A 20,839-nucleotide genomic window follows, 5' to 3' on the forward strand; every position below is an offset into this window, starting at 1 on the left:
CCTGAACGGGGTATGGGAGGCGTGCAACCTTCTTTGCGTTAGGGAAGGCCAAGCTAGAACAGTACGCCCTGCCAACAAAGTGCAAATAGTGGCCCTAGGTTATAGGCTTGGGGGCAGGGCGCCTAGTTGGTGAAACATCCCAAACCAGTCTTCTAGGTGCCAAGTGTGGGTGATACGACCGTTTTCGAGGTGGTGAAACTCGTGCAGCGCCAGGCTAATTGGCCGGTTGGTCGCCGCAATACCGAACCACTCGCCTTGATGCGTGCCGCGAATTTCGGCCCGCACGGCGGCGCGGCCCGCCGACCCTATTAGCTCATGGATGACAATGGTGAGGTCGGGAAAGGCGCGCCGAAACTGCGCAATAATCGGTTTGATGCCGTCCGGGCCGGTTGCCTGGCCCGGTCCTAGCGGAATGTCCTGCCAAGTAGGGGTAACCGCTTGGTCAACTAGGTCAGGATTATTGTCGCTAAAGGCTTGGTAGAGCAGCTGAACGGCTTGCAGCTCGGCCGCGGAGAGCGGCTGCAAGGAAGAAGGAGTAGCCATATGTGAAGGAGGGAAAGACTAAAAAGACTCGACCCCGGACAGGGCCACATTGTAGAACTGGCCCGTTTCGGGAGCGCTTACTACAGCCTGGTAGATACCGGTAGCAGCCTGCTCCGGCGTGGTAGGCGCCTGGTCGCCGCCGAGCTTGGTTTGCACCCAGCCTGGGTGCAGCGGTGTCACCCGGACATGCTGGTCGGCCAGGCGGGTCGCCAGCATGGCGGCGTACATGTTGATGGCGGCCTTGGAGAGGCGATAGCCCGGGCCGTTGGGAGCCGCGTTGCGGGGCAGCCCCATATTGCTGGACACGAACAGGATTTGCCCGCCGGGTCGCACGTGGGGCAGCAGCAGCTCGGTCAGGAAGACAACCCCAGTCACGTTGGTGTCGAGCGTTTGTGTGAAGGCCGCGTGCGTGGGCTCCATCGTAAATACGTCGGGGGCCGTACCCGCATTGTTGATGAATAGGTCGAGGCTATCCGTTAAGGAGCGAATGCGCGCGGCGGCTTGCGTACGGCTCTGCTCGTCGGTGGCTTCGAGCGGCACAATGTGCAGCCGGGGGTGGTCGAAATCAAGCAGCCTGCCCGAGCGAGTGGTGCCGATAACAGTGTAATGTTCGGCGAGTAATTTTTTGGTCAAGGCCAAGCCAATACCACTGCTGATACCCGTAATGACGGCTGTTTTAATTGAATTTTCCATGTACTAGAAGGAAGAAAGTGGGCTCCACTGTCTAGGGTGTGCCGGCCGGCTAAAAGACGAGCAAGGGAGAGCACAAAGGTCCCGCTAGGGTAGTAGCTAAAGCAACTACCGTCTAAATTGTAGCTTAGTATCCAAAAGGAAACTATTGCTCATTTAATATGAAAAAGCCTACTTCTACGAATGCCCTAAACCTGGCCGAATTGCTCCAAACATGCCCCATGCTCTATGGCATGCAGCGGTTGAGCGGCCGCTACAAAGTGGCCCTGCTCTGGCATATTAGCCAGCACTACAACCGCTTTGGCGTGCTGCGCAAGCTGCTGCACCCCGTAACCACCAAAATGCTCAGCCAGCAACTGCGCGAGCTAGAAGCCGACGGTTTGGTGAGCCGCACCATCTATGCCGAAATGCCGCCGCGCGTGGAGTATGCACTACTGCCAGAAGCCGAGGAACTGCTCGGCGTGTTAGAGGGCTTGCGCACCTGGGGAGACCGCCTCAAGCAGCGCGCCCTTAGCGAGTTAGCAGTTACTGCTGAGTTGGCTCCAAGATAGTGGCCTGTAGAGAGATTAGTGGTAGTGTTTCCACTGCAACTAAATAACGCTCATAGCTGCTTTTGCCTCTGCCTGAAGCGCTAAGCATAAATGTTACTGCGCGAGACAGTACACGAGAGAACGATTAAAAATCATCTCCGTCTCTTTATTTCTCTCACAAAAGAGCTTGGTTGATTACGGTGTCAGCGCTTGCGCTTGTCAACCCTTTATCAACCAGGCTCTTTTTTTCAGCGAGCGGTATGCAAAAAGCTTCCGTGCGGCATCTGCTCTAACAGGCGGCTGCGCAACGCGCCTGTCTGAACCCTAGCACTTTCACTGATAACCTATCCCGGTATGAGAAAGCGAATGCAAAAGAAGCTAGGTTCAATGGCGAACGCGCAGTGCGGCTGGCTAGTGCTACTATGGATAGCTCTGCTGAGTGGCTGCCAATCCAAGCAGCGCGCCCAGCAAGAATATCCTTACTTAATCGTAGCCGATATCGAAGGCTGTGACTCGTGCCAAGCCAAGCTATACATCAACGATTACTCCACCTTGCAGGATATCGATACAGTAGTAGCGCCTCGTGGCCAGTTTTCCCTGCGAGGTACCATCACTCAGCCCGGGCTCTATACCCTGTATTACTTCAGCCGGGTCAATAAAACGGTATCTGGGCTTGTGCAAGTGTATCTGCCCACCGACTCTATTCATATCACCAACACGGGCCAGCCGATTCGCACTAAGTTCTATCAACAGCCCGAGGCGGGGTCCTATCTACAGAATACAATTGTCTTTTCCACCTCCCCTCGGCAACAGCAGTGGGAGCAATACCTAGTGCTGCAAGACAGTCTTTGGCATCAATACTTCGTGGACAAGGCCGTGGTGGTGGCCAAGTTTAGCGAGACCTTCCGCTCGGGTAATAAAGCCCTAATTGAGCAGTGGGCCGACTCGGCTCGCAGCTTCGACTACCGCGCTGCCAGCTACTGGGCCGCCGCGGCAGAACTCTTCGTACGCCGGTACCCGGCCTCGGAGGTCTCGCTCTGGGCCATGCTGGAAAACCGCCACGACCTGCCCTCGGCGGCGCGCTTCCGCCAGCACTACCAGGCCATGCCCACGCAACTGCAACAGAGCTTCTACGGCCAACTCCTAAATAAGGCGCTGGCTACTAGCGAAAGCCGCAACCAGAAGAACCAGCGCTTCGTGGGCCGTCGCATCGAGCGCCTAGCCGGCAAGACACCAGCGGGCAAAGAGCTAAACTCCAAACAACTCTTTCAGCGGAATAAGCTGACGCTGGTCGAGTTTTGGGCCAGCTGGTGCGGGCCTTGCCGCATGGAAATGCCCAAGTACTACGGCCTGTATAAACAGTACAAGACGAAAGGCTTTGGCCTGGTGGGGGTCTCACTTGACCAAGATTATAACAAGTGGGTGAAAGCTATTGCCGAGGACAGCCTGCGCATACCTCATCTATCCGAACTGCAAGGCACTCATGGGGAGGATATCCAGCGCTTTGCCATCACGGGCATCCCGGCCAACCTGCTCGTCGATAGCACGGGCCGCATTGTGGCCGTCGATGTCTCTTTTCCTAAGCTGCATAAGAAGTTACAACACGCTTTTTAGGCCGCAGAGGTATCTTAATCTGCTACTCTCTACTACGGTGCCCGCTGAGAAGTTGGAAATAAGATGGGTAGCTAAGCTAGGTAGCCTGGCTACCTAGCTAGCAGCCGGGCACGTCTTTTTGTACTTGATGTTGCAGCATCTTCTATCAGGAAGCCTCCACGATACCTAGCGCATTCTTGTATCTAAAGCTTCAGTTTGACCGCTGGATTTTATTCTGACTAAGTTCCACCTGCTCGCTTGTCCTTCCTTGTCTCCAGCTAGCTGCAGCGGTCACATAATGAATTGTGCTAGATATAGTTATTTTATTATTTGCAGTAGTTTCGCCGAGTACCTTTCCTACCCACCTCATGCGTAATTCTTGTTTGCTGCTGGCCCTGCTGGGGCCTGCGTTCGCTTGGGCTCAGCAGCCCCGCCCGGCGCCGGCCTCGTATCCCTATCATCTGCGCGGCCAGCTGGGCACGCTTGAGGCGCCCGCCAAAGTGTATCTGGTGCGGGGGGAGGAGCGCCTCGATTCGGCGACGCTGCACCACGGGCGTTTCGAGCTCCGGGGCACCACGCCCCAGCCCGTAACGGCTACCCTAGTGCTCGAGCGCGAGGGACGCTTACAGAATCACTTTCCGTACGAGCAGCTGATAGCGGGCAAGCTGCGCCGCTGGTATGGCGAATCGCCCGACCGCCTCAGGCTATTCTTGGAGCCCGGCCCGGTCGTGGTGACCAGTGCCGACTCGGTTCGCAAAGCGCGCGTGCAGGGCGGGCCACTCACTGTCGACTTTCAGCAGCACGAAGCCGCCCTCAAGCCCTTGCTCGACCTTCACAGCAAGGCGCTGAGCAATATGGTGCAGGGTGGCCCGCGCCCAGACTTTAAGGCCCATCGGGAAGCAGTGGCCCAGCTCGACCGGGCCTTCATTAAAGCACATCCTACCTCCTGGGTCAGCTTCGAAGTGCTGCTGCAGCAGCCACCGCTCACCCCCACAACTCTTACCGCGCCGCTGTACGCTGCACTTAGCCCGGCGTTGCGCACCAGCGTGGCTGGGCAGGAATACGCCCAGCAACTAGCCAAGCAGCAGGTAACCGCCATTGGGGCGCAGGCCCCGGACTTCCAGCAGTCCACTCCGGCTGGCCAGCCGGTGAATCTGCGCGACTACCGGGGCAAATATGTGCTGGTTGACTTCTGGGCCAGTTGGTGCAAACCCTGCCGCGCCGAGAACCCGAACGTGCTCAAAGCTTATGAAGCTTACAAGAGCCGCAACTTCGAGGTGCTGAGCATCTCGCTAGACGAGGCCCGCGAGAAGTGGCTGCAGGCCATTGCGGAGGACCACCTACCTTGGCTGCAAGTCGCCGACCTACTAGGCCCGCAGAATGAGGCTGCCCAGCGCTACAACGTCACCGCCATTCCGCAAAACTTCTTGATTGACCCCGCGGGCAAAATTGTAGCCAGCAACCTGACGGGCGAAGATTTGGTAGCCCAGCTCGCCCCCTACCTAAAGTGAAAACAGGTCTGCACCAGCGAAGCAAAGCCCCAAAAGCACTGGCCAAGAGACCAGGCTTCTGGGGCTTCTGCCTACTGCTATTTTCTGGTTAAACCGGGTAAAAGCGGCTTAGACTAGCGGCTTTCAAGACTGACTGTTTAGGTAAATAGACTCAGTTGCTTTAACTGAGCTCTGTCCTGTAGAATTGTCATTTCTAAATGGCAACTAATGAATTTTGCCGGCCCATGTACTGAGCCATGCTACTGGCCAGAATGATTTGCAGGGCGTGGTACAGCATGAGTGGCAGCAAAATAAGCCCCGTAGCGCCGGCCGGAAAAAGCAGGCTAGCCATGACGCTACCGTGCACCAACGACTTTTTGGAGCCGCAAAACACGGCCACAATGTTGTCGGCTCGCGAGAAACTCAGCACCCGACCTAGGCCCCAGATAAGGGCAAAAGCCAGCAGATACAGCCCCATCATGCCCGCGCTTAGCTTCGCAATATCGGCGGGCTCATAGCTGCGGAAAATACCTTCGGCAAACGACTCGCAAAAAGCCGTGAACACGATGAGCAGAATGGTGAACTGGTCGAAGTAGCGTAGGGCGGCTTTGTGGCGGTCTACCAAAGCGCCGAAGCGGGAGTTGAGCAAAATACCCGCGCCCACCGGCAGCACCACTTGCCAGAGCAACTGCGTGGCTAGGCCCCAGAGTTGGCTGCCGCCCGTGCCAGTGTGCAGAAACAAGCTGGTGAGTAGTGGCGTGAGCACGATACCTAGCAGGCTCGACAAGCTGGCGTTGAAAATGGCCGCCGGTAGGTTGCCGCCCGCAATGCTCACCATCACCACCGAAGTAGAAACGGTGCTGGGCAGGGCGCACAAAAAGAAAATGCTCTGCCACAGCGGCTCGCCTTCAGCGCCAAAGAATGGCTTTGCTAGCATCGCCAGCGCCGGAAACAAACCGAAAGTGGCGAGCTGCACCACAATAGGTAGCTTCCAATTACGCATGCCTTCGCGCAGCTTTTCTAGGTTCAGCTTTAGTCCGTAGAAGAAGAAAACCAGTGCTACTCCCACCGTCGTAATCAAGTGCCATGGCACGGGGCTGGCTTTGCTACCTATGCTAGGCTGCCAGTAGGCCAGGCCCACCACGCCCAGCAGCGCCAGCAAAAACCAGTCGAGCCCAACGCGGGAAAGCAGCGCGACAAAGCGGTTAGGAGTGGGGGCAGACGCGGGCGGTTGACTCATGAAAGAAGCGAATTAGATGCTTTAGCGCGGACTTTTAGTCCACGAGTGGATAAGGGTTGCTACTCGCGGGCTAAAAGTCCACGCTACTTACCGTTACGGCAAAAGCGTGCCGGGCGCTGGCCCTAGGGCTTCCTGACGCCGCCGGTACTCGCCGTGCGTGCGCTCAAAAATGAGCGGGAAGATGAAGAGCGTGAGTACGGTAGACGTTATCAGCCCGCCAATGACCACGATGGCGAGCGGCTTCTGCGTTTGCGAGCCGATGCCGGTGCTGATGGCAGCCGGAAACAAGCCGATGGCGGCCATCATGGCCGTCATCAGTACGGGCCGAATGCGGGAGGTAACGCCTTCGTAGATAGCTGAATCGAGCGGCATCTTTTTCAAGATATTCTGCTTGAAAACGGTGATGAGAATCACGCCATCCTGAATGCAGATGCCAAACAGGGCGATGAAGCCGATACCGGCCGAAATCGAGAAGTTGGTGTGCGTGAGCAGCAGCGCCGCAATGCCGCCCGTGATGGCGAACGGCACATTTAGCAGCACTAGCCCGGCATCCTTCATATTGCCAAAAAGCACGAACAGGATGAAAAAAATGAGCAGCAGCGAGATGGGTACCACCACGGCCAGGCGCTGGGTGGCGCGCTGCTGGTTTTCGAAGTCGCCGGCCCAGGCGTAGGCGTAGCCTTTGGGTAGCGGCACCCGCGCATTCACTTTCTGCTGCGCCTCTTCAATGGTCGAGCCCATGTCGCGGCCGCGCACCGAAAACTTGATGGCGATAAAGCGTTGCGTATCGTCGCGGAAGATGAGCGAGGGGCCAGTAAGCAGGTTGATTTTGGCGATTTCGCGCAACGGAATCTGCGTACCATTCAGCGTGGGCACCATGAGGCGGCCGATTTCCTCCTCTGTTTTGCGAAACTCGGCCTGGTAGCGAATACGGATGCTGAAGCGCCGCTCGCCCTCGTAGAGTTGTGAGGCCTCCTTGCCGCCGATGGCTAGCTCGACCACGGCGTTGGCGTCGGCCTTGCTTACGTTGTAACGGGCCATGCGCTGCTCATCCAGCTCCACGTGCAGCTCGGGCTGGCCGAGGTTGCGCACCACGCCCAGGTCTTCGATGCCCTTAATGCGGCTCAGGATGGCGTACACGCTGTCGGCTTTTTGGTCAATAAACGGGAGGTCGTCGCCGTAGATTTTGACGGCGATGGAGCCCTTCACGCCCGACACGGCCTCCTCCACGTTATCTTGGATGGGCTGCGAAAAATTGAATACCACCGTGGGCAGCAGCGCGTGCAGCTTGTGCTGCATGCTGTCGATGAGGGCCTCGCGGTAAGCCGGGTTTTTCAGCTCCGGAATGTGCTTGGTATCAACGTGAAATTCCACGTTGTAGAAGCCCGTGGGATCAGTGCCATCGTTGGGGCGACCGGTCTGGCTCAGCACCTGCTGCACCTGGCTGAACGAGCCTAGGGTGCTGCGCATCTGCTGGGTCAGCTCCACCGATTTGGTAAGCGAAATACTCATCGGCAGCGAGGCGCGCACGTAGAGCGAGCCTTCGTCAAGCTGGGGCAAAAACTCGGTGCCTAGGAACCGAAAGGCCCCGATGCCTACCACCAGCCACATCGCTGCGAAGGTCAAGCTCACGGCCTTGTGGGCGTACACGCGCCGAAAAACTGCCAGACTGCCGCGCGTCACGAAGTTGATAAACGGGTTGTTTTTCTCCCGCACATTCTTGTTCAGCAGCAGACTAGCCAGCACCGGCACCAGCGTGAGCGTGGTGATGAGCGCCCCAAGCAGGGCAAAGCCCAGCGTCCAGGCCAGCGGACTGAACATCTTGCCCTCCACTTTCTCGAATGAGAAAATGGGCAGCAAGGCCGTGATAATGATGAGCTTGGCCGTGAAGATGGTTTTGCCCATCTCGGCCCCGGTTTTGCGGATGAGGCGCAGCTTGGCTAGCTTGTTAAATTTCTCCATGCCCACTTTGTGGGCCAAGTGGTCGAGGGCCACGAAAATGCCCTCCACCATCACCACGGCCCCATCCACGATGATGCCGAAGTCGATGGCGCCCATGCTGAGCAGGTTGGCACTCATGCCCCGCAGCCGCAGGCAGATAAAGGCAAATAGCAGGGCCAGCGGAATCACGACCGACACCACGACCGTGGTGCGCCAGTCGGCCATAAACAGCAGCACCACCAGCGTCACCAGCACAATGCCTTCTACCAGGTTGTGCTGCACCGTGCCCACGGCGAAGCCAATGAGGGTTTCGCGGTTGTAGAAGGTCTTGATTTTGACGCCCGCCGGCAGAATTTTGTCGTTCAGCTCGGCTACCTTGGCGTTGAGGCGGGTGATGACTTCGGAGGGATTTTCGCCCTTGCGCATCACCACGATGCCCTCTACCACGTCGGCCTTTTGGTCGAGGCCCACCTGCCCTAGGCGGGGCAGGGCCGACTCGCGCACCTCGGCCACGTTGCGCACCAGGATGGGCGTGCCATTGACGTTCTTAATAATGATGGTGCGGATGTCCTCCATCGTGCCCAGCAGGCCGATGCCGCGCACCACGTAGGCTTCGTCGTTTTTCTCGATAATGTCGCCGCCCACGTTGATGTTGGAGCGCGCCACCGACTCGTACACGTCGAGCGGCGTGATATCGTACTCGGCCAGCCGGCGCGGGTTGATGCTGATTTCGTAGCTCTTGACCTCGCCGCCAAAGCTGTTGACGTCGGCCACGCCCGCCACCGACTTAATGCGCCGCTCTATCACCCAATCCTGGATGGTTTTGAGCTCGCGCACGTCGTGATTTTCGCTTTCCAGAGTGTAGCGAAATATCTCGCCCGTAGGGCCGTAGGGCGGCTCTACCTCGGGCTCGATGCCCTCGGGCAGCGCAGCCGAGGGCAGCAGGTTGTTAACCTGCACGCGGGCAAAGGCGTCGTCCACATCGTCGTCGAATACCACCTTCACCACCGACAGCCCGAAGAGCGTGGTCGAACGGATGTTGGTTTTCTTCTGCGCCGGGTTCAGCGCCACCTCAATGGGCAGGGTGATGAATTTCTCAATCTCCTCGGCCGAGCGCCCCGGCCACTGCGTGATAATGGTGACCTGGGTGTTGGTCACGTCCGGAAACGCGTCGATGGCCGTGCGGCGGTAGCTGTAGAGCCCCGCGGCCACCACCAGCGCCGTGCAGAAAAAAATAAAGAACCGGTTCCGGAGCGAGAAGCCCAGGATGCCGTGGATGAACTTGTGCATGAGTTTGATGGACTAGGGCTGTACAGGCGGGGCGCCTCCCCCCGGCCCCTATCCGAAAAGGAGAGGGGAGCCGACCGTTAGCGGACGTAGGCAGCCGTCAAAAAGCCGTCAAGCTCCCCCTCTCCTTTTCGGAGAGGGGGCCGGGGGGTGAGGCGCCCACATCAGGGCAGCTTATTCTATTGATTCAGCGTGTGGTAAGCCAGCAGCGCATTGCGCGATACCACCCGCTCGCCGGGCACCACGCCGCCATTGAGGTAGGTGCGGCCAGCAGTGGTGCCGGCCGTTTCCACGGGGCGGGTTTCCACGTGCTGCCGGTCGTGGAAGACCAGCACGTAGCTGCGGCTGCGCTCAAACACCAGCGCCGACGACGGCACGCTGAGCTTGCGTGCGCCCGTGGCCGACGCCACCGTGATGGTGGCAAACATCTCCGGCTTGAGCTTATTGGCCGGGTTGGGCAGCGGCACCCGCACGGTCATTACCCGGCTTTCGGGGTCGAGGGCGCTGAAGGCGTTGTCGATTTTGCCGGTTACCGGCTCGTTGGGGTAGGCCAGGGTTTTGACGATGGCCGGCGTGCCGGGCCGCACCCGCGATATATCGTCCTCATACACGCTGCCCAGCGCCCACACCGTTTTCAGGTCGGAGATAACGAAGCTGGGTTGGTCATTGTCAGCGCGCAGCTGGGTGCGCGGGTTCACGGTTTTTTCGACTACGTAGCCGGCGGCCGGCGCCTTTACTAGGTAGCGCGCCGCCGACTGGCCGGCCTGGGTGCCATAAATGGCCTCAATCTGGCTGTTTTTCTGCACCTCGGCCTGGGCGCGGCGCACCTCCTGCTGGGCCAGTTTATACTCGCGCGCCGACGCCAGCCCGTCGGTGTACAGCTCTTTGGTCGAAGCCAGCTCCTGCCGGGCCTTGGCCAGGTCTACGCTGGCCGTAGTAGCCTCCGAGCGGAAGGTGGCAATGTCGGAGCTTTCGATTTCGGCTAGCACCTGCCCAGCCTGCACGTACTGGCCCAGCGTCACGTTTACTTTGGTCACGATGCCGCCCACCAGGGGGTACACCTTGTTCACCCGCGCCTCGTCGTAAGCGATTTTGGCCGTGAGCTTCAGCTCATTCACCACCGGCTGCTGGCGCACGGTATCCAGCGCAATGCGCGCCAGTAGCGAGTCGGATAGCATTGGCGCGGCCGCAGCGGGGCGGCTAGCCGGTGCTTCGGCCGGACGTTCCGAGCAAGCCGAAAAGCCAGCCGCTAGCAGGAGTATGGGTAGAAAATAGCGTTGCATAGATAGGTAGGTAAAGCAGCGACTCTAATAGCTAAATACTTGCTGACCAATCTGCTCATTGAGCTTGTCAAAGGCGTTGAGGCGCTCGGCGCGGCTCTGGTTGAATTGAATGACGCCCGTTTTGTAGGAGTCCAGAAAATCCAGAAATTCGAGCAGGGTGATGGCCTTGCGCTGGTAGCTGCGCAGCACGCCATCGAGCAAGCGGTCGGCATCGGCGAAGTAGTCGGCCGGAAAGGCTTCGGCGAGGCGCTCGGCCTCCTGGGCCTTACGGTAGGCTTCGGTTACCTCGTTTACCAAGGTGGCTTCCTGCTGATCGAGCGCCTGCTGGCTGCCCTGGTGCTGGGCTTCCGCCAGGCGGATATTGCCCTGGTTGCGGTTGAAAACCGGCAACGGCATGCCCACCGTGAGGCCGGTGTAGTGCAGGCCTACGGCTCCGTTGTGGTCGTAAAAGGTGCCTAGGGTGAGGTCGGGCACGGCCAGGCTTTTTTGCACGCCGACGTTCTGCTTTTGTTGGCGCACGGTGGCTACGCTGACCCGCAGGTCGGGGCGGTGGGTGCGGGCAGTGTCCAGGGCCTGGCCTAGGGACAAGGTATTTAGGCTCAAACTGGCGGGCGTGCTGGCCGGCAGCACCGGGCGCAGGTAGCGCGGCTGCCGGCTGCCCAGCAGCAGGTTCAGCTCCGACTGGTCTTCGGCAATCTCGTTGCGCAGGTCTTTCAGCTCGCTTTCCAGCTCAAACAGCTGGCTTTTAAGCCGTACTACCTCCTTCAGTGGCACGTTGCCGCGCTGGTATTGGGCCTGCGTGATGGCAAGCGTGCGCTGTAAGGCCGTAATCTGCCGGGCGTACATGGCCTGCGTTTGCTGGCGGTAGTAGAGCGTTACGAAGTTCTCGCGCAGCTCGTAGCGCAGCGTGCGCACGAGGTCGGTGAACTGTAATTCGGCGATTTCTACCCCCGTGCGAGCGTAGGCGACGGCCTTGCGGCGCTTGCCCCCCAGCTGCACCAACTGCTCAATGCCGCCCACCACCTGAAACCGCTCCTCGTTGTGCTCAAAAAAGCGCCCATTGTTCGGATTGAACAGGTTGCGCTCTAGACTGATGGTGGGGTTGTCGAACAGCCGGGCCTGAATTACCTCGGCCTGCGCGGCCGAGATATTAAATCGCTCGGCCAGCAAGGCGAAATTGGTACCTAGGAAGGCCGCTTCGGCCTCGGGCAGCGTGAGCGCCAGTGTATCGACCCGGGCCGGAATGGCGAGCGCGCCGCCCAAGGTGGCTGGCTGCGCCCGCAGACTTTGCGCGAGCGTTAGACCGAAAAATAATATGCTGATAATGAGTGAAATTTGCATAGCCTAGGGGCGCTCCGAAGAGCTATGCAAAGGTCCGGCAGCCCGCTAAGCGAGAAATTACAGGCTCATTAGAAGAGTATTAGAAGGAGATTAGAAAGCGGTTTTCGGACGTTGTACCTCGCCCCGGCCTACACCTTGCGCAGCGGCATTCGCACTCGCATCGTTGTGCCCTGATGCAATACCGATTCGATTTCGAGCACGGCCCCGTGCAGCTCAAAAATTTGATTGGCAAGGGCCAGCCCTACGCCGTAACCCCCGATACCCTGCGCATTAGAAGCTCGGAAAAACGTCTGCCGAACCTGCGCCAGCTCAGTAGGCGCAATGCCAATGCCTTGGTCGGCGATGCTGATGATGGCTTGCTCGTCGGTACAATCGAGCGTGCACGTGACGGGAGCAGTCGAGAACTTGCAGGCGTTACCAATCAGGTTGCCGAGGGCCAGGCGAAACAGGTGGCGGTCGCCGGGCACGTCGAGCTGCTCGGCGTCGGCGGGCAGGCGGCCTAGCAGCACCTGGATGCGGCTAGGGTCGTACTGCGCGGCTACTTCTTCGCACGTAGCGTAGAGCACCTCATCGAGGCGCATGGTGCTGCCAGGCTGTAGACCCGCTTCGTGCGAGTCGAGTTGCGCAAGTTGCAGCAGCCGGTTAATGATTTCTTTGAGCCGATGCGCGTCTTGCAGCGTCGACTCCAACGTTTCGACGTAGACTTCGGGCGTGCGTGGGCGGTTGAGCGCAACTTCCAGCGTAGCCATGATGCTGGTGAGGGGCGTGCGCAGCTCGTGCGAAGCGTTGCTAACGAAGCTTTTCTGCCGCTCAAACGACTCCTTGAGCCGCTGAAGCATGAGGTTCAGTGTGGCCGAAAGCTCGCCTACCTCGTCGTTGGGTTCGCCCGCGGGTAGGGGCAGGTGCAAATCGGCCGCACTCACGCGTTGTGCCTGGTGCACCAAGTGGCTGATGGGCGCCAGCGCACTGCGGGCAAACCAGCGGCCCAGCACAAAACTCATAATTACACTCACCAGCAGCACGCCTCCCGACACGAGGCGCAGATAAGCTAGCCGCGTTTGGCCAGCGTAGTCTTGGGCTGCAACCAGAATGCAAAAGTCGCCTTGGTTGTCTGGGTAGTAAACGCCGACTACTTGCTGAGCGCCGTGCCGCAACAGCACCTCGCCCTCGCGGCGCACGCGGGCTAGCAGGGCGGGCGTAAAAGCATTGTCAGCTTGCGTATTAAAGCGCAGGCGGTCGGCCGCGTCAAAGATGCCAATGACTTCGCCATGCAGCGTGCGCAGGAAGCGCTGCCGGGCGCGATTGGTAGAGGTAAGGCTTTGCTCGTCGGCCTCCAGGAAAAGCGCGGCGGCCGTGTGGGCGCGCTCGCGCAGGCGCTGCTCGTACTGCCGCTGCGTGTTGTGCCACGACAGGTAGTAGACTGCCCCTAGGCCCGCGGTCAGCAGTAGCCCCATCAGCAGCGTAAACTGCCACGCTAGGCGGGTGCGAATAGTCATAGCGCCACCGGCTCATCGCGCAGCACGTAGCCCATGCCCACCACCGTCTGAATGAGGCGGCGGCCGAAGGGCTTCTCTATCTTATTGCGCAAGTAGTTGATATACACATCCACCACGTTGGTGCCGGTATCAAAGTTCAGGGTCCAGACTTTCTCAATCAAGTCGGCGCGGGATAGCACTTCGTTTTTGTGGCGCAGTAGCACTTCGAGTAGCGCAAACTCGCGGGCGGTGAGCGCCACGAGCTGGCCGTCGCAAGTCACCTGCTTGGTGGAGGGGTTCAGCTCTAAGTCAGCGGCTTGCAGCACCACGGGGCCAAAATCGGGCCGAGCGCGGCGCGTGAGGGCCCGCACGCGAGCCAGCAGTTCGCGAAACTCGAAGGGCTTGACCAGGTAGTCGTCGGCGCCCAGCGTCAGGGCCTCTACCTTGTTGTCGGTAGTACCTAGGGCGGTGAGCATCAGAATAGGTACCTGCGCATCGCGCCGCCGAATGAGCGTACACAGCTCGTAGCCGTTGAGGTGTGGCAACCCGATATCGAGCAGGATGATGTCGTACTGGGTACCTAGGGCCATGAGGTGGCCAGTTTTGCCGTCGAAGGCTACGTCTACTGTAAAGCCTTCTTCCTCAAATCCTTGTTTGAGAATGGCAATCACCTTCAACTCGTCTTCTACCACCAGAACTCTCATAAGCGTATCAAATTAGTAGGGGTCCGGCAGTAGAGCCTAGGTGTATCCCTCCTACATAAAGTCAGCAGCAGCTTTCCTCGCCTCAACGCAGGAAAAGGCCAGTGAAAAGCCTGACAGCAAATCAGCAACCGCTGATTTTTTAATTACGACAAAGATACGGTTAGCAGTAAACGGCTACATTAGAAGCACATTAGACTTGTCTAGTAGTGGATAAAAAACAGCTAGCCACTTGTGGACACTTGAAGTACTACATATTCTGACGTAATGCAAGAATATGATTAGCTTTCAGCACAAGGCTCAGTTTTCTGATAGTTACACTGTTTTCGTTGTTCGCCATCCTGCGTCACAGCGACTATTCCAGCGTGCTTATTTTAGGCTACGCTTTTAGTATTGTCCTAGGTATGAATTCCGTCTCCCCCACGTCGCCACCGCTGCTTCGTCTCGTCGCCATGGCGCAAGACTTGCTATTGGAGCGCGGCATCGGCCCCGTCAGCTTAGCCGACGTCGCCCTAGCCCTTCGCCTGCCGCTCGATGCTGTCGAGCGCGCGTTTCCCGCTGGTAAGCCCGCGCTGGTGGCCGCTGTCGTGGGGCACTACCTCATTCAATTTAGCCAGCGTTTGGCTCAGCACGGCCCGCTCAGCGCCAATGCTGTGGAGGAGATGCTGCGCGTGCGCCAGACGTTGCAGGCACTGCCCGAAAAAATGCGTTCACTATTCATGCATGAGTTGAAGGCTGACTATCCCACCCTGTACCAGAAACTGCGCACCGAGCGGCTCGCCAGCGTGCTTCATTACATGCGTCTCAACTTGTAGCGTGGCTTGGCTGAGGGCCTCTACCAGCCCCACTTAGTCGTAGAAGGGGAAGCCCAGCAGTGGTTTTCCCAGGCAGATGCGGCCGTGCATGCAGCAGCCGATTCGCACCAGCTAGCAGACCTGCTCACGGCGCAGGTCTTACATTTTCTGGCTCGCGTGACAAAGGCGCCGGCCGGCGCCTTTGTCACGCGCCGCTTACAAGAGGCGGCGCCCTACTATTAGGCGACTATTTTGGGGTTAAATGCAGGTGCCTTACTGTCTACTTTTTTGCTAGTGCCCACGCAGTATATCGGGCTGCTAGTAAAAAGACATTTACACCAGTTACATAGGGAATTTCATTGTTAAAAGTGGCTTAACGGGGGTTGCTATGGCCTACTCTTATGCGTCTCTGGTAGCACATGAAAAAAGCCTTGCACCATGGTGCAAGGCTTTTTGATTTTAAAAAATGCCAGATTTAATTGGCTACTTCACTCAAAAACTTGATACGCACTAAGCGCACTTCCTCTTCCGAAAAATCATCAACACCAAGCTCTTGCATGGCCGTGGCAATGTTGTCGGTAGTGGCCGTCATGAAGTAGTCGTAAATCTCTTCCTGCTTGTCCTCATCTACTACTTCCCGAATGTAGTAGTCTAGGTTTAAGCGCGTGCCCGAGTAGCAGATGTGCTCAATTTCTTCCATCAGCTCGGTCATCGAGATGCCTTGGCTCCGAGCTATGCCAGTCAGGTCCATCTTCTTGTCAATCTGCTGGATAATATAGATTTTGAGTTTCGAGCGGTTCACTGTCGACTTGATAATCACGTCGGCCGCCGTCTCGATGTCATTATCCTCCACGTACTTTTTGATTGCAGCCACGAAGGGCGCCCCAAATTTTTGTGCCTTGCCCTGGCCCACGCCCGAGATGTGCGTCAGCTCGTGTAGGCTCTGGGGGTAGGTGGTGGCCATCTCCTTCAGACTGGGGTCTTGGAAGAGCACGTAGGGGGGCAGGTTTTTCTGCTTAGCTACTTGCTTACGCAACTCCTTGAGTTGCACAAAGAGAGCCTCGTCGTGGCCGGCCGCCTGCTGGGTCTTCTCCTCGTCCTCTTCCTCTTGTTTCTCGGCCTCGAAGTCGTGGTCTTTGGTGAGCGTGATGCGCTGCGGATTCTCGATAAAGTCGATGCCTTTCTCGGTGATGTGCACCAAGCCTATCGAATCAATATCCTTTTCGAGCAGCCCATTGAGCAGGCACTGGCGCAACACCGACAGCCACAGCTGCATGTCGCCGCTCAGAGTCTTGCCCTGTCCATACACCGGCAAGCCATCGTGCCCGTAGCTGTCGATGTGCGGGTTGCGCAGCCCTAGGAGTACCTGCGCAATGTGTTCGAGGCCAAAGCGAGCCTCGGTCTGCACCACTGCCCGCAGGGCCAGGCCCACGTGCTCGGTACCGTCAAATTTCTCCTTGGGGTGGCGGCAATTGTCGCAGAAACCGCAGTCCTTATCGAGGCTCTCGCCGAAGTAGTGCAGCAACTGGCGGCGCCGGCACACTGACGACTCCGAGTAGTTCGTCATTTCCAGCAGTAGCTGCCGGGCATTATCGCGCTCGGTTACGGGCTTGTCTTTGCTGAATTTTTCGAGCTTCAGAATGTCGTCGTAGCTGTAGAACATCAAGCAGTTACCTTCCAAGCCATCGCGGCCACCGCGGCCGGTTTCCTGGTAGTAGCCTTCGATGCTCTTGGGCGCGTCGTAGTGAATAACGAAGCGCACGTCGGGTTTGTCGATGCCCATGCCGAAGGCAATGGTGGCCACAATCACGTCACATTCCTCATTCAGGAATGCGTCTTGGTTGTGCATACGGGTGTGCGGGTCGAGGCCGGCGTGGTAGGGGAGGGCGCGCACGTCATTCACGCGCAGTAGCTCGGCCACTTCCTCTACCTTCTTGCGGCTCAGGCAGTAGATAATGCCCGCTTTGCCCTTGTGCTGCTGCACATACTGGATGAGCTGCTTTTTGGTATTGCGCTTGGCACGCACCTCATAATAGAGGTTGGTACGGTTAAACGAGGTCTTGAAGACGCTCGCATCGTCCATGTGCAGGTTTTTCTGGATGTCGAGCTGCACTTTGGGCGTGGCCGTGGCCGTGAGCGCGATGAGCGGAATCTTGCCCCCTAGGTTATCAATGATGCCGCGAATCTTGCGATACTCGGGGCGGAAGTCGTGGCCCCACTCCGAGATGCAGTGCGCCTCGTCGATGGCTACAAACGAAATGCTGGCTTTTTGGAGAAAGGCAATAGTGTCTTCCTTCGTCAGGCTCTCGGGTGCCACGTATAAAAGCCGCACATCGCCTGCAATCACGTCTTTTTTGACGCGATTCATTTCTGTCTTAGTTAGCGTCGAATTGTACACCTGCGCGTTCACGCCGAAGGCCGCCAATTGGTCGACCTGGTTTTTCATGAGCGCGATAAGCGGCGAAATAACAATGGCCGTGCCTGGCAGAACCAGCGCTGGTAGCTGGTAGCAGAGGCTTTTTCCCGCCCCCGTAGGCATGATAACGAAGGTGTTATGCCCGGCTAGAATATTTTGAATAACAGCTTCTTGCGTCCCCCTGAATTGCCCAAAGCCGAAAACTTCCTTGAGTTTGGTCTTTAAGTGGGCGGCCGGCGCGAGCGGCTCCGCAGTAGCAAGCAATGGCATAGAATAGTAGCGGGGTGATAAAGAAGAGTGAAGGTGCTAAACGAAGATAAGGACAAAGTGAATTTTTTGCGAAATATTAGCGTTTAAGCGCAACTTTTTTAGGAAGGCCCTGGCGGCTTTTCTCTCAGCGCCTTACGCCCGCCGGGCCGGGCTAAACAGTCGTGGCTTAGCCGCCAAGCCGTAGTTTTGGCCGTGCATCCGATTTCCGATTTCCCCGTGTTGCCCGCGCCCGTCGATGTGCTGGCAGTGGCCCGCCAGGTGCTGCTGGAAGAAGCCGACGCCCTGCGCGACGTGGCCCAGGCCGTGGCCGCCACCCCCGACTTTACCCACTGCGTGGCCGCGCTACTAGCCCTACGTGGCCGTGTGGTGGTGACGGGTGTGGGCAAAAGCGCCCACATCGCCAGCAAACTGGTAGCTACTTTCAACAGCACCGGCACGCCTGCCTTATTCATGCACGCCGCCGACGCCATCCACGGCGACCTAGGCATGATTCAGGCAGAAGACTTTGTCATTGCCATCAGTAAGAGCGGCGATACGCCCGAAATAAAGGTGCTGGTACCGCTACTGCGCCGCAAGGACGTGCCGCTGGCCGCCCTCGTCAGCAACGCCGACTCATACCTGGCCAAGCAGGCCGCCTATGTGTTGCACGCCCCGGTGCGGCGCGAAGCCTGCCCCCACGACCTGGCGCCAACCACCAGCACCACAGCCGCCATGGCCCTAGGTGATGCCTTGGCCGTGTGCCTGCTCGAATGCCGGCAGTTTTCGGCCCAGGACTTCGCACGCCTACACCCCGGTGGCACGCTTGGCAAGAAGCTCTACCTAACTGTCGGCGACCTCAGCCGCCAGAATCAGCGCCCGAAAGTGGGCCTAGGTGCCTCGCTGCGCGAAGTGTTACTCGAAATATCTGGCAAGCGCTTGGGAGCCACGGCTGTGCTCGATACGGCGGGCCAGCTGGCAGGCATTATCACTGACGGTGACTTGCGGCGTATGTTGGGCCGCGGGCCGCTGGCCGACCTAGAGTCGCTGACTGCCAAGGATATTTTGACGCCGCAGCCGGCCACTATCGCGCAAAGCGACTTTGCGGCTGAGGCGTTGCGCCGCATGCAAGAGCGTAATATTACCCAACTTATTGTGCTCGATGAAGGTCAATTTGCGGGCTTTATTCATCTCCATGATGTACTGCGCGAAGGATTGGTATAATTAAAACTCGCTAACTTCACCCGTCTCTAGTCTCCTACGTCGCTGCTCGCTGTTTTGCCCGCTCCGGTTCTCTCGCTTCTAATTCCGGCCTACAATGAGGCTGCGCGGCTAGGTGCTACCCTAGGCCAGGTGCTGGCTTACCTCCACGCGCAGCCCTATCCCAGCGAGCTGATTGTGGTGGACGATGGCTCGACCGATGGTACGGTAGCCGTAGCTGAGGAGTACTTTGCTTCGCATACCGGCCGGGTAGCCACGCGCGTACTCAGCTACACTCCCAATCGGGGCAAGGGCTATGCCGTGCGGCAGGGGCTGCTAGCCGCGCGCGGGGCCATCGCCCTCTTTTCCGACGCCGACCTTTCGACCCCTATCGAAGAAACACCCGCGCTACTCGAGCCCATTCTGGCGGGCGAATGCGATGTGGTATTTGGCTCGCGAGCGCTCAACGACGAGCTAGTGGGCCAGCACCAGCCGTGGCTGCGCGAGCAAAGCGGCCGGTTCTTCAACCGCATGGTGCGCTTGGCTACCAGCATGCCCTACGCCGATACGCAGTGCGGCTTCAAGGCCTTTCGACTCGATGTGTGCACGCCAATAATTGAAAGCGCTCGGCTCGACCGTTTTGGCTTCGATGTAGAGCTGCTTTTTCTAGCTTACAAGGCGGGCCTACGCCTGCGCGAGCAACCGGTGCGATGGAATGATGTCGCGGGTAGTAAAGTGGGCATATTCAGCGGCTTGCATGGCTTTCGCGAGCTGTGGGCGCTCCGCCAATATAGCCGGCGCGGCGACTATGCGGCTGCCTTATCCCGCACCCAGGCACTAGTGGCCAGCCAAGCCGCTACGCCGGGCGTTCCTATATAGTAATGGTAACGTAACCGATGAGGTTCCTACCTTTGTGGTTACACCAAGCTCATGTTGAAATGAACAACACCTATCTCGTTGTGATGGCGGGTGGCATTGGCAGCCGTTTTTGGCCCTTTAGCCGTACCCAGCACCCTAAGCAGTTTCACGACGTACTCGGGGTAGGCCGTTCGATGTTGCAGTTGACAGTGGACCGCTTCCGGGGCATCTGCCCACCCGAAAACGTATTTGTGGTCACCAACCGCGACTACGTAAACTTGGTGCAGAGCCACTTGCCCGACCTGCCCGCCGACCAGATTCTGGGCGAGCCCATCGGCCGCAACACAGCTCCTTGCGTGGCTTACGCCAGCTACCGCATCGCCCAGCGCGACCCTAAGGCTACTATTATCGTATCGCCCGCCGACCATGCCGTGCTGCGCGAGGAAGAGTTTCGCCGCCTTATCCGCGAGGCGATAACGGCGGCGCGCCAGCATGATGTCCTCATCACGCTTGGCATTCAGCCCTCGCGCCCTGACACGGGCTACGGCTATATTCAGTACATGGATGGCGCCGAAAACCGTTTGGAGGGCAACAACCTACACAAAGTCAAGACCTTTACGGAGAAGCCCAATAGTGAGCTGGCGCGCATGTTCTTGGAAAGCGGCGACTTTCTCTGGAATGCGGGCCTCTTTATCTGGCAGGCCGAAAGCATTCTGCGAGCGTTCCACAACCTGCTCAGCGACGTGGCCGAGGTATTTGACGAGGGCGCAGACAAGCTCGGCACCCCCGATGAAGCTGCGTTTATCGATGAGGCCTATGCTCGGTGCCGCAACATCAGCATCGACTACGGCATCATGGAAAAGGCGGATAACGTGTACGTACTGCCCGCCGACATTGGCTGGAGCGACCTAGGCACCTGGGATTCGCTGCACCGCGTGGGCCAGCGCGACACCCAAAACAACGTTATCGACGGCGACGTGATGCTCTACGATACCCAGGACTGCATCATCAAGACGCCGCTTGAGCGCTTGGTGGTAGTGCAAGGGCTCGAAGGGTACATCGTGGCCGAGCACGACAACGTGTTGCTCATCTGTCAGCGCAGCGAAGAGCAGCGTGTAAAAGATTTTGTGGCGGATGTGAAGTCCAAGAAGGGCGGCGGGTACCACTAAGTCCAGTAACAGCCCTAGGCTGACACGAAAGCGCCCCGCTAG

Annotated in this window: 17 protein-coding genes; 8 read left to right on the forward strand and 9 right to left on the reverse strand. The window is 58.4% G+C overall.

Going from position 1 to position 20,839, the window contains the following annotated elements:
- Positions 1 to 99: 99 nt before the first annotated feature.
- Entirely contained in the window at positions 100 to 543 is a 444-nt protein-coding gene (locus FNT36_RS13710) for an ester cyclase (RefSeq protein ID WP_144848555.1), read from the reverse strand.
- Between the two features lie 18 nt (positions 544 to 561).
- On the reverse strand, positions 562 to 1,236 hold the full coding sequence (locus tag FNT36_RS13715; RefSeq protein ID WP_144848558.1) for an SDR family NAD(P)-dependent oxidoreductase: 675 nt from the start codon (positions 1,234 to 1,236) through the stop codon (positions 562 to 564).
- Between the two features lie 158 nt (positions 1,237 to 1,394).
- Here FNT36_RS13715 and FNT36_RS13720 point away from each other — a divergent pair, with 158 nt between their 5' ends.
- From FNT36_RS13720 to FNT36_RS13730, 3 genes are all read left to right on the forward strand, one after another.
- Positions 1,395 to 1,784 (forward strand): winged helix-turn-helix transcriptional regulator, encoded by a 390-nt coding sequence (locus FNT36_RS13720; RefSeq protein ID WP_144848561.1) that lies wholly within the window; start codon positions 1,395 to 1,397, stop codon positions 1,782 to 1,784.
- A 366-nt stretch (positions 1,785 to 2,150) separates the two neighbouring features.
- On the forward strand, positions 2,151 to 3,377 hold the full coding sequence (locus FNT36_RS13725) for a TlpA disulfide reductase family protein (RefSeq protein WP_233635902.1): 1,227 nt from the start codon (positions 2,151 to 2,153) through the stop codon (positions 3,375 to 3,377).
- A gap of 347 nt (positions 3,378 to 3,724) precedes the next feature.
- The gene (locus tag FNT36_RS13730; protein WP_144848568.1) at positions 3,725 to 4,867 is read left to right on the forward strand and encodes a TlpA disulfide reductase family protein; all 1,143 of its coding nucleotides are present in this window, start codon (positions 3,725 to 3,727) and stop codon (positions 4,865 to 4,867) included.
- A gap of 193 nt (positions 4,868 to 5,060) precedes the next feature.
- Here the strand turns inward: FNT36_RS13730 and FNT36_RS13735 are convergent, their stop codons facing one another.
- From FNT36_RS13735 to FNT36_RS13760, 6 genes are all read right to left on the reverse strand, one after another.
- Complete coding sequence (locus FNT36_RS13735) at positions 5,061 to 6,086, reverse strand: bile acid:sodium symporter family protein (protein WP_144848571.1); 1,026 nt, start codon at positions 6,084 to 6,086, stop codon at positions 5,061 to 5,063.
- 93 nt (positions 6,087 to 6,179) lie between these two features.
- Positions 6,180 to 9,317, reverse strand: coding sequence for an efflux RND transporter permease subunit (locus FNT36_RS13740; RefSeq protein ID WP_144848574.1), 3,138 nt, complete (start codon positions 9,315 to 9,317; stop codon positions 6,180 to 6,182).
- Between the two features lie 176 nt (positions 9,318 to 9,493).
- Positions 9,494 to 10,597 carry an efflux RND transporter periplasmic adaptor subunit gene (locus tag FNT36_RS13745; RefSeq protein ID WP_144848577.1) on the reverse strand — a complete coding sequence of 368 codons (1,104 nt, stop codon included), beginning with the start codon at positions 10,595 to 10,597 and terminating at the stop codon, positions 9,494 to 9,496.
- A 24-nt stretch (positions 10,598 to 10,621) separates the two neighbouring features.
- Complete coding sequence (locus FNT36_RS13750) at positions 10,622 to 11,938, reverse strand: TolC family protein (protein ID WP_144848580.1); 1,317 nt, start codon at positions 11,936 to 11,938, stop codon at positions 10,622 to 10,624.
- 128 nt (positions 11,939 to 12,066) lie between these two features.
- On the reverse strand, positions 12,067 to 13,434 hold the full coding sequence (locus FNT36_RS13755; RefSeq protein ID WP_144848583.1) for a HAMP domain-containing sensor histidine kinase: 1,368 nt from the start codon (positions 13,432 to 13,434) through the stop codon (positions 12,067 to 12,069).
- Positions 13,431 to 14,117, reverse strand: a complete 687-nt coding sequence (locus FNT36_RS13760) for a response regulator transcription factor (protein ID WP_144848586.1) — start codon at positions 14,115 to 14,117, stop codon at positions 13,431 to 13,433. The genes FNT36_RS13755 and FNT36_RS13760 overlap by 4 nt, the downstream gene beginning before the upstream one ends.
- Before the next feature lie 401 nt (positions 14,118 to 14,518).
- On the opposite strand from FNT36_RS13760, the gene FNT36_RS13765 reads away from it, so the two are divergent.
- Together FNT36_RS13765 and FNT36_RS13770 are read left to right on the forward strand one after the other, a co-directional pair.
- Complete coding sequence (locus tag FNT36_RS13765) at positions 14,519 to 14,929, forward strand: hypothetical protein (protein WP_144848589.1); 411 nt, start codon at positions 14,519 to 14,521, stop codon at positions 14,927 to 14,929.
- Between the two features lie 6 nt (positions 14,930 to 14,935).
- A complete protein-coding gene (locus tag FNT36_RS13770; RefSeq protein ID WP_144848592.1) occupies positions 14,936 to 15,151 on the forward strand; it encodes a hypothetical protein in 216 nt (71 codons plus the stop codon).
- A 232-nt stretch (positions 15,152 to 15,383) separates the two neighbouring features.
- Here FNT36_RS13770 and recQ read toward each other — a convergent pair whose 3' ends face one another.
- Complete coding sequence (recQ, locus tag FNT36_RS13775; protein WP_144848595.1) at positions 15,384 to 17,594, reverse strand: DNA helicase RecQ; 2,211 nt, start codon at positions 17,592 to 17,594, stop codon at positions 15,384 to 15,386.
- Between the two features lie 201 nt (positions 17,595 to 17,795).
- On the opposite strand from recQ, the gene FNT36_RS13780 reads away from it, so the two are divergent.
- The 3 genes from FNT36_RS13780 to FNT36_RS13790 are packed head-to-tail and all read left to right on the forward strand — an operon-like array spanning position 17,796 to position 20,797.
- Positions 17,796 to 18,794, forward strand: a complete 999-nt coding sequence (locus tag FNT36_RS13780; protein ID WP_233635942.1) for a KpsF/GutQ family sugar-phosphate isomerase — start codon at positions 17,796 to 17,798, stop codon at positions 18,792 to 18,794.
- 54 nt (positions 18,795 to 18,848) lie between these two features.
- Positions 18,849 to 19,649: a dolichyl-phosphate beta-glucosyltransferase gene (locus tag FNT36_RS13785; RefSeq protein WP_233635903.1), complete on the forward strand. Its 801-nt coding sequence runs from the start codon at positions 18,849 to 18,851 to the stop codon at positions 19,647 to 19,649.
- A gap of 59 nt (positions 19,650 to 19,708) precedes the next feature.
- The gene (locus FNT36_RS13790; RefSeq protein WP_144848602.1) at positions 19,709 to 20,797 is read left to right on the forward strand and encodes a mannose-1-phosphate guanylyltransferase; all 1,089 of its coding nucleotides are present in this window, start codon (positions 19,709 to 19,711) and stop codon (positions 20,795 to 20,797) included.
- The last annotated feature ends 42 nt before the right edge of the window (positions 20,798 to 20,839 follow it).

Source organism: Hymenobacter setariae, from assembly GCF_007713685.1.
GTDB lineage: Bacteria > Bacteroidota > Bacteroidia > Cytophagales > Hymenobacteraceae > Hymenobacter > Hymenobacter setariae.

Excerpts from the sequence above, each read along its gene's own strand:
- FNT36_RS13710 (WP_144848555.1), bottom strand. The coding sequence starts at position 543 with ATGGCTACTCCTTCTTCCTTGCAGCCGCTCTCCGCGGCCGAGCTGCAA.
- FNT36_RS13715 (WP_144848558.1), bottom strand. The coding sequence starts at position 1,236 with ATGGAAAATTCAATTAAAACAGCCGTCATTACGGGTATCAGCAGTGGT.
- FNT36_RS13720 (WP_144848561.1), top strand. The coding sequence starts at position 1,395 with ATGAAAAAGCCTACTTCTACGAATGCCCTAAACCTGGCCGAATTGCTC.
- FNT36_RS13725 (WP_233635902.1), top strand. The coding sequence starts at position 2,151 with ATGGCGAACGCGCAGTGCGGCTGGCTAGTGCTACTATGGATAGCTCTG.
- FNT36_RS13730 (WP_144848568.1), top strand. The coding sequence starts at position 3,725 with ATGCGTAATTCTTGTTTGCTGCTGGCCCTGCTGGGGCCTGCGTTCGCT.
- FNT36_RS13735 (WP_144848571.1), bottom strand. The coding sequence starts at position 6,086 with ATGAGTCAACCGCCCGCGTCTGCCCCCACTCCTAACCGCTTTGTCGCG.
- FNT36_RS13740 (WP_144848574.1), bottom strand. The coding sequence starts at position 9,317 with ATGCACAAGTTCATCCACGGCATCCTGGGCTTCTCGCTCCGGAACCGG.
- FNT36_RS13745 (WP_144848577.1), bottom strand. The coding sequence starts at position 10,597 with ATGCAACGCTATTTTCTACCCATACTCCTGCTAGCGGCTGGCTTTTCG.
- FNT36_RS13750 (WP_144848580.1), bottom strand. The coding sequence starts at position 11,938 with ATGCAAATTTCACTCATTATCAGCATATTATTTTTCGGTCTAACGCTC.
- FNT36_RS13755 (WP_144848583.1), bottom strand. The coding sequence starts at position 13,434 with ATGACTATTCGCACCCGCCTAGCGTGGCAGTTTACGCTGCTGATGGGG.
- FNT36_RS13760 (WP_144848586.1), bottom strand. The coding sequence starts at position 14,117 with ATGAGAGTTCTGGTGGTAGAAGACGAGTTGAAGGTGATTGCCATTCTC.
- FNT36_RS13765 (WP_144848589.1), top strand. The coding sequence starts at position 14,519 with ATGAATTCCGTCTCCCCCACGTCGCCACCGCTGCTTCGTCTCGTCGCC.
- recQ (WP_144848595.1), bottom strand. The coding sequence starts at position 17,594 with ATGCCATTGCTTGCTACTGCGGAGCCGCTCGCGCCGGCCGCCCACTTA.
- FNT36_RS13790 (WP_144848602.1), top strand. The coding sequence starts at position 19,709 with ATGAACAACACCTATCTCGTTGTGATGGCGGGTGGCATTGGCAGCCGT.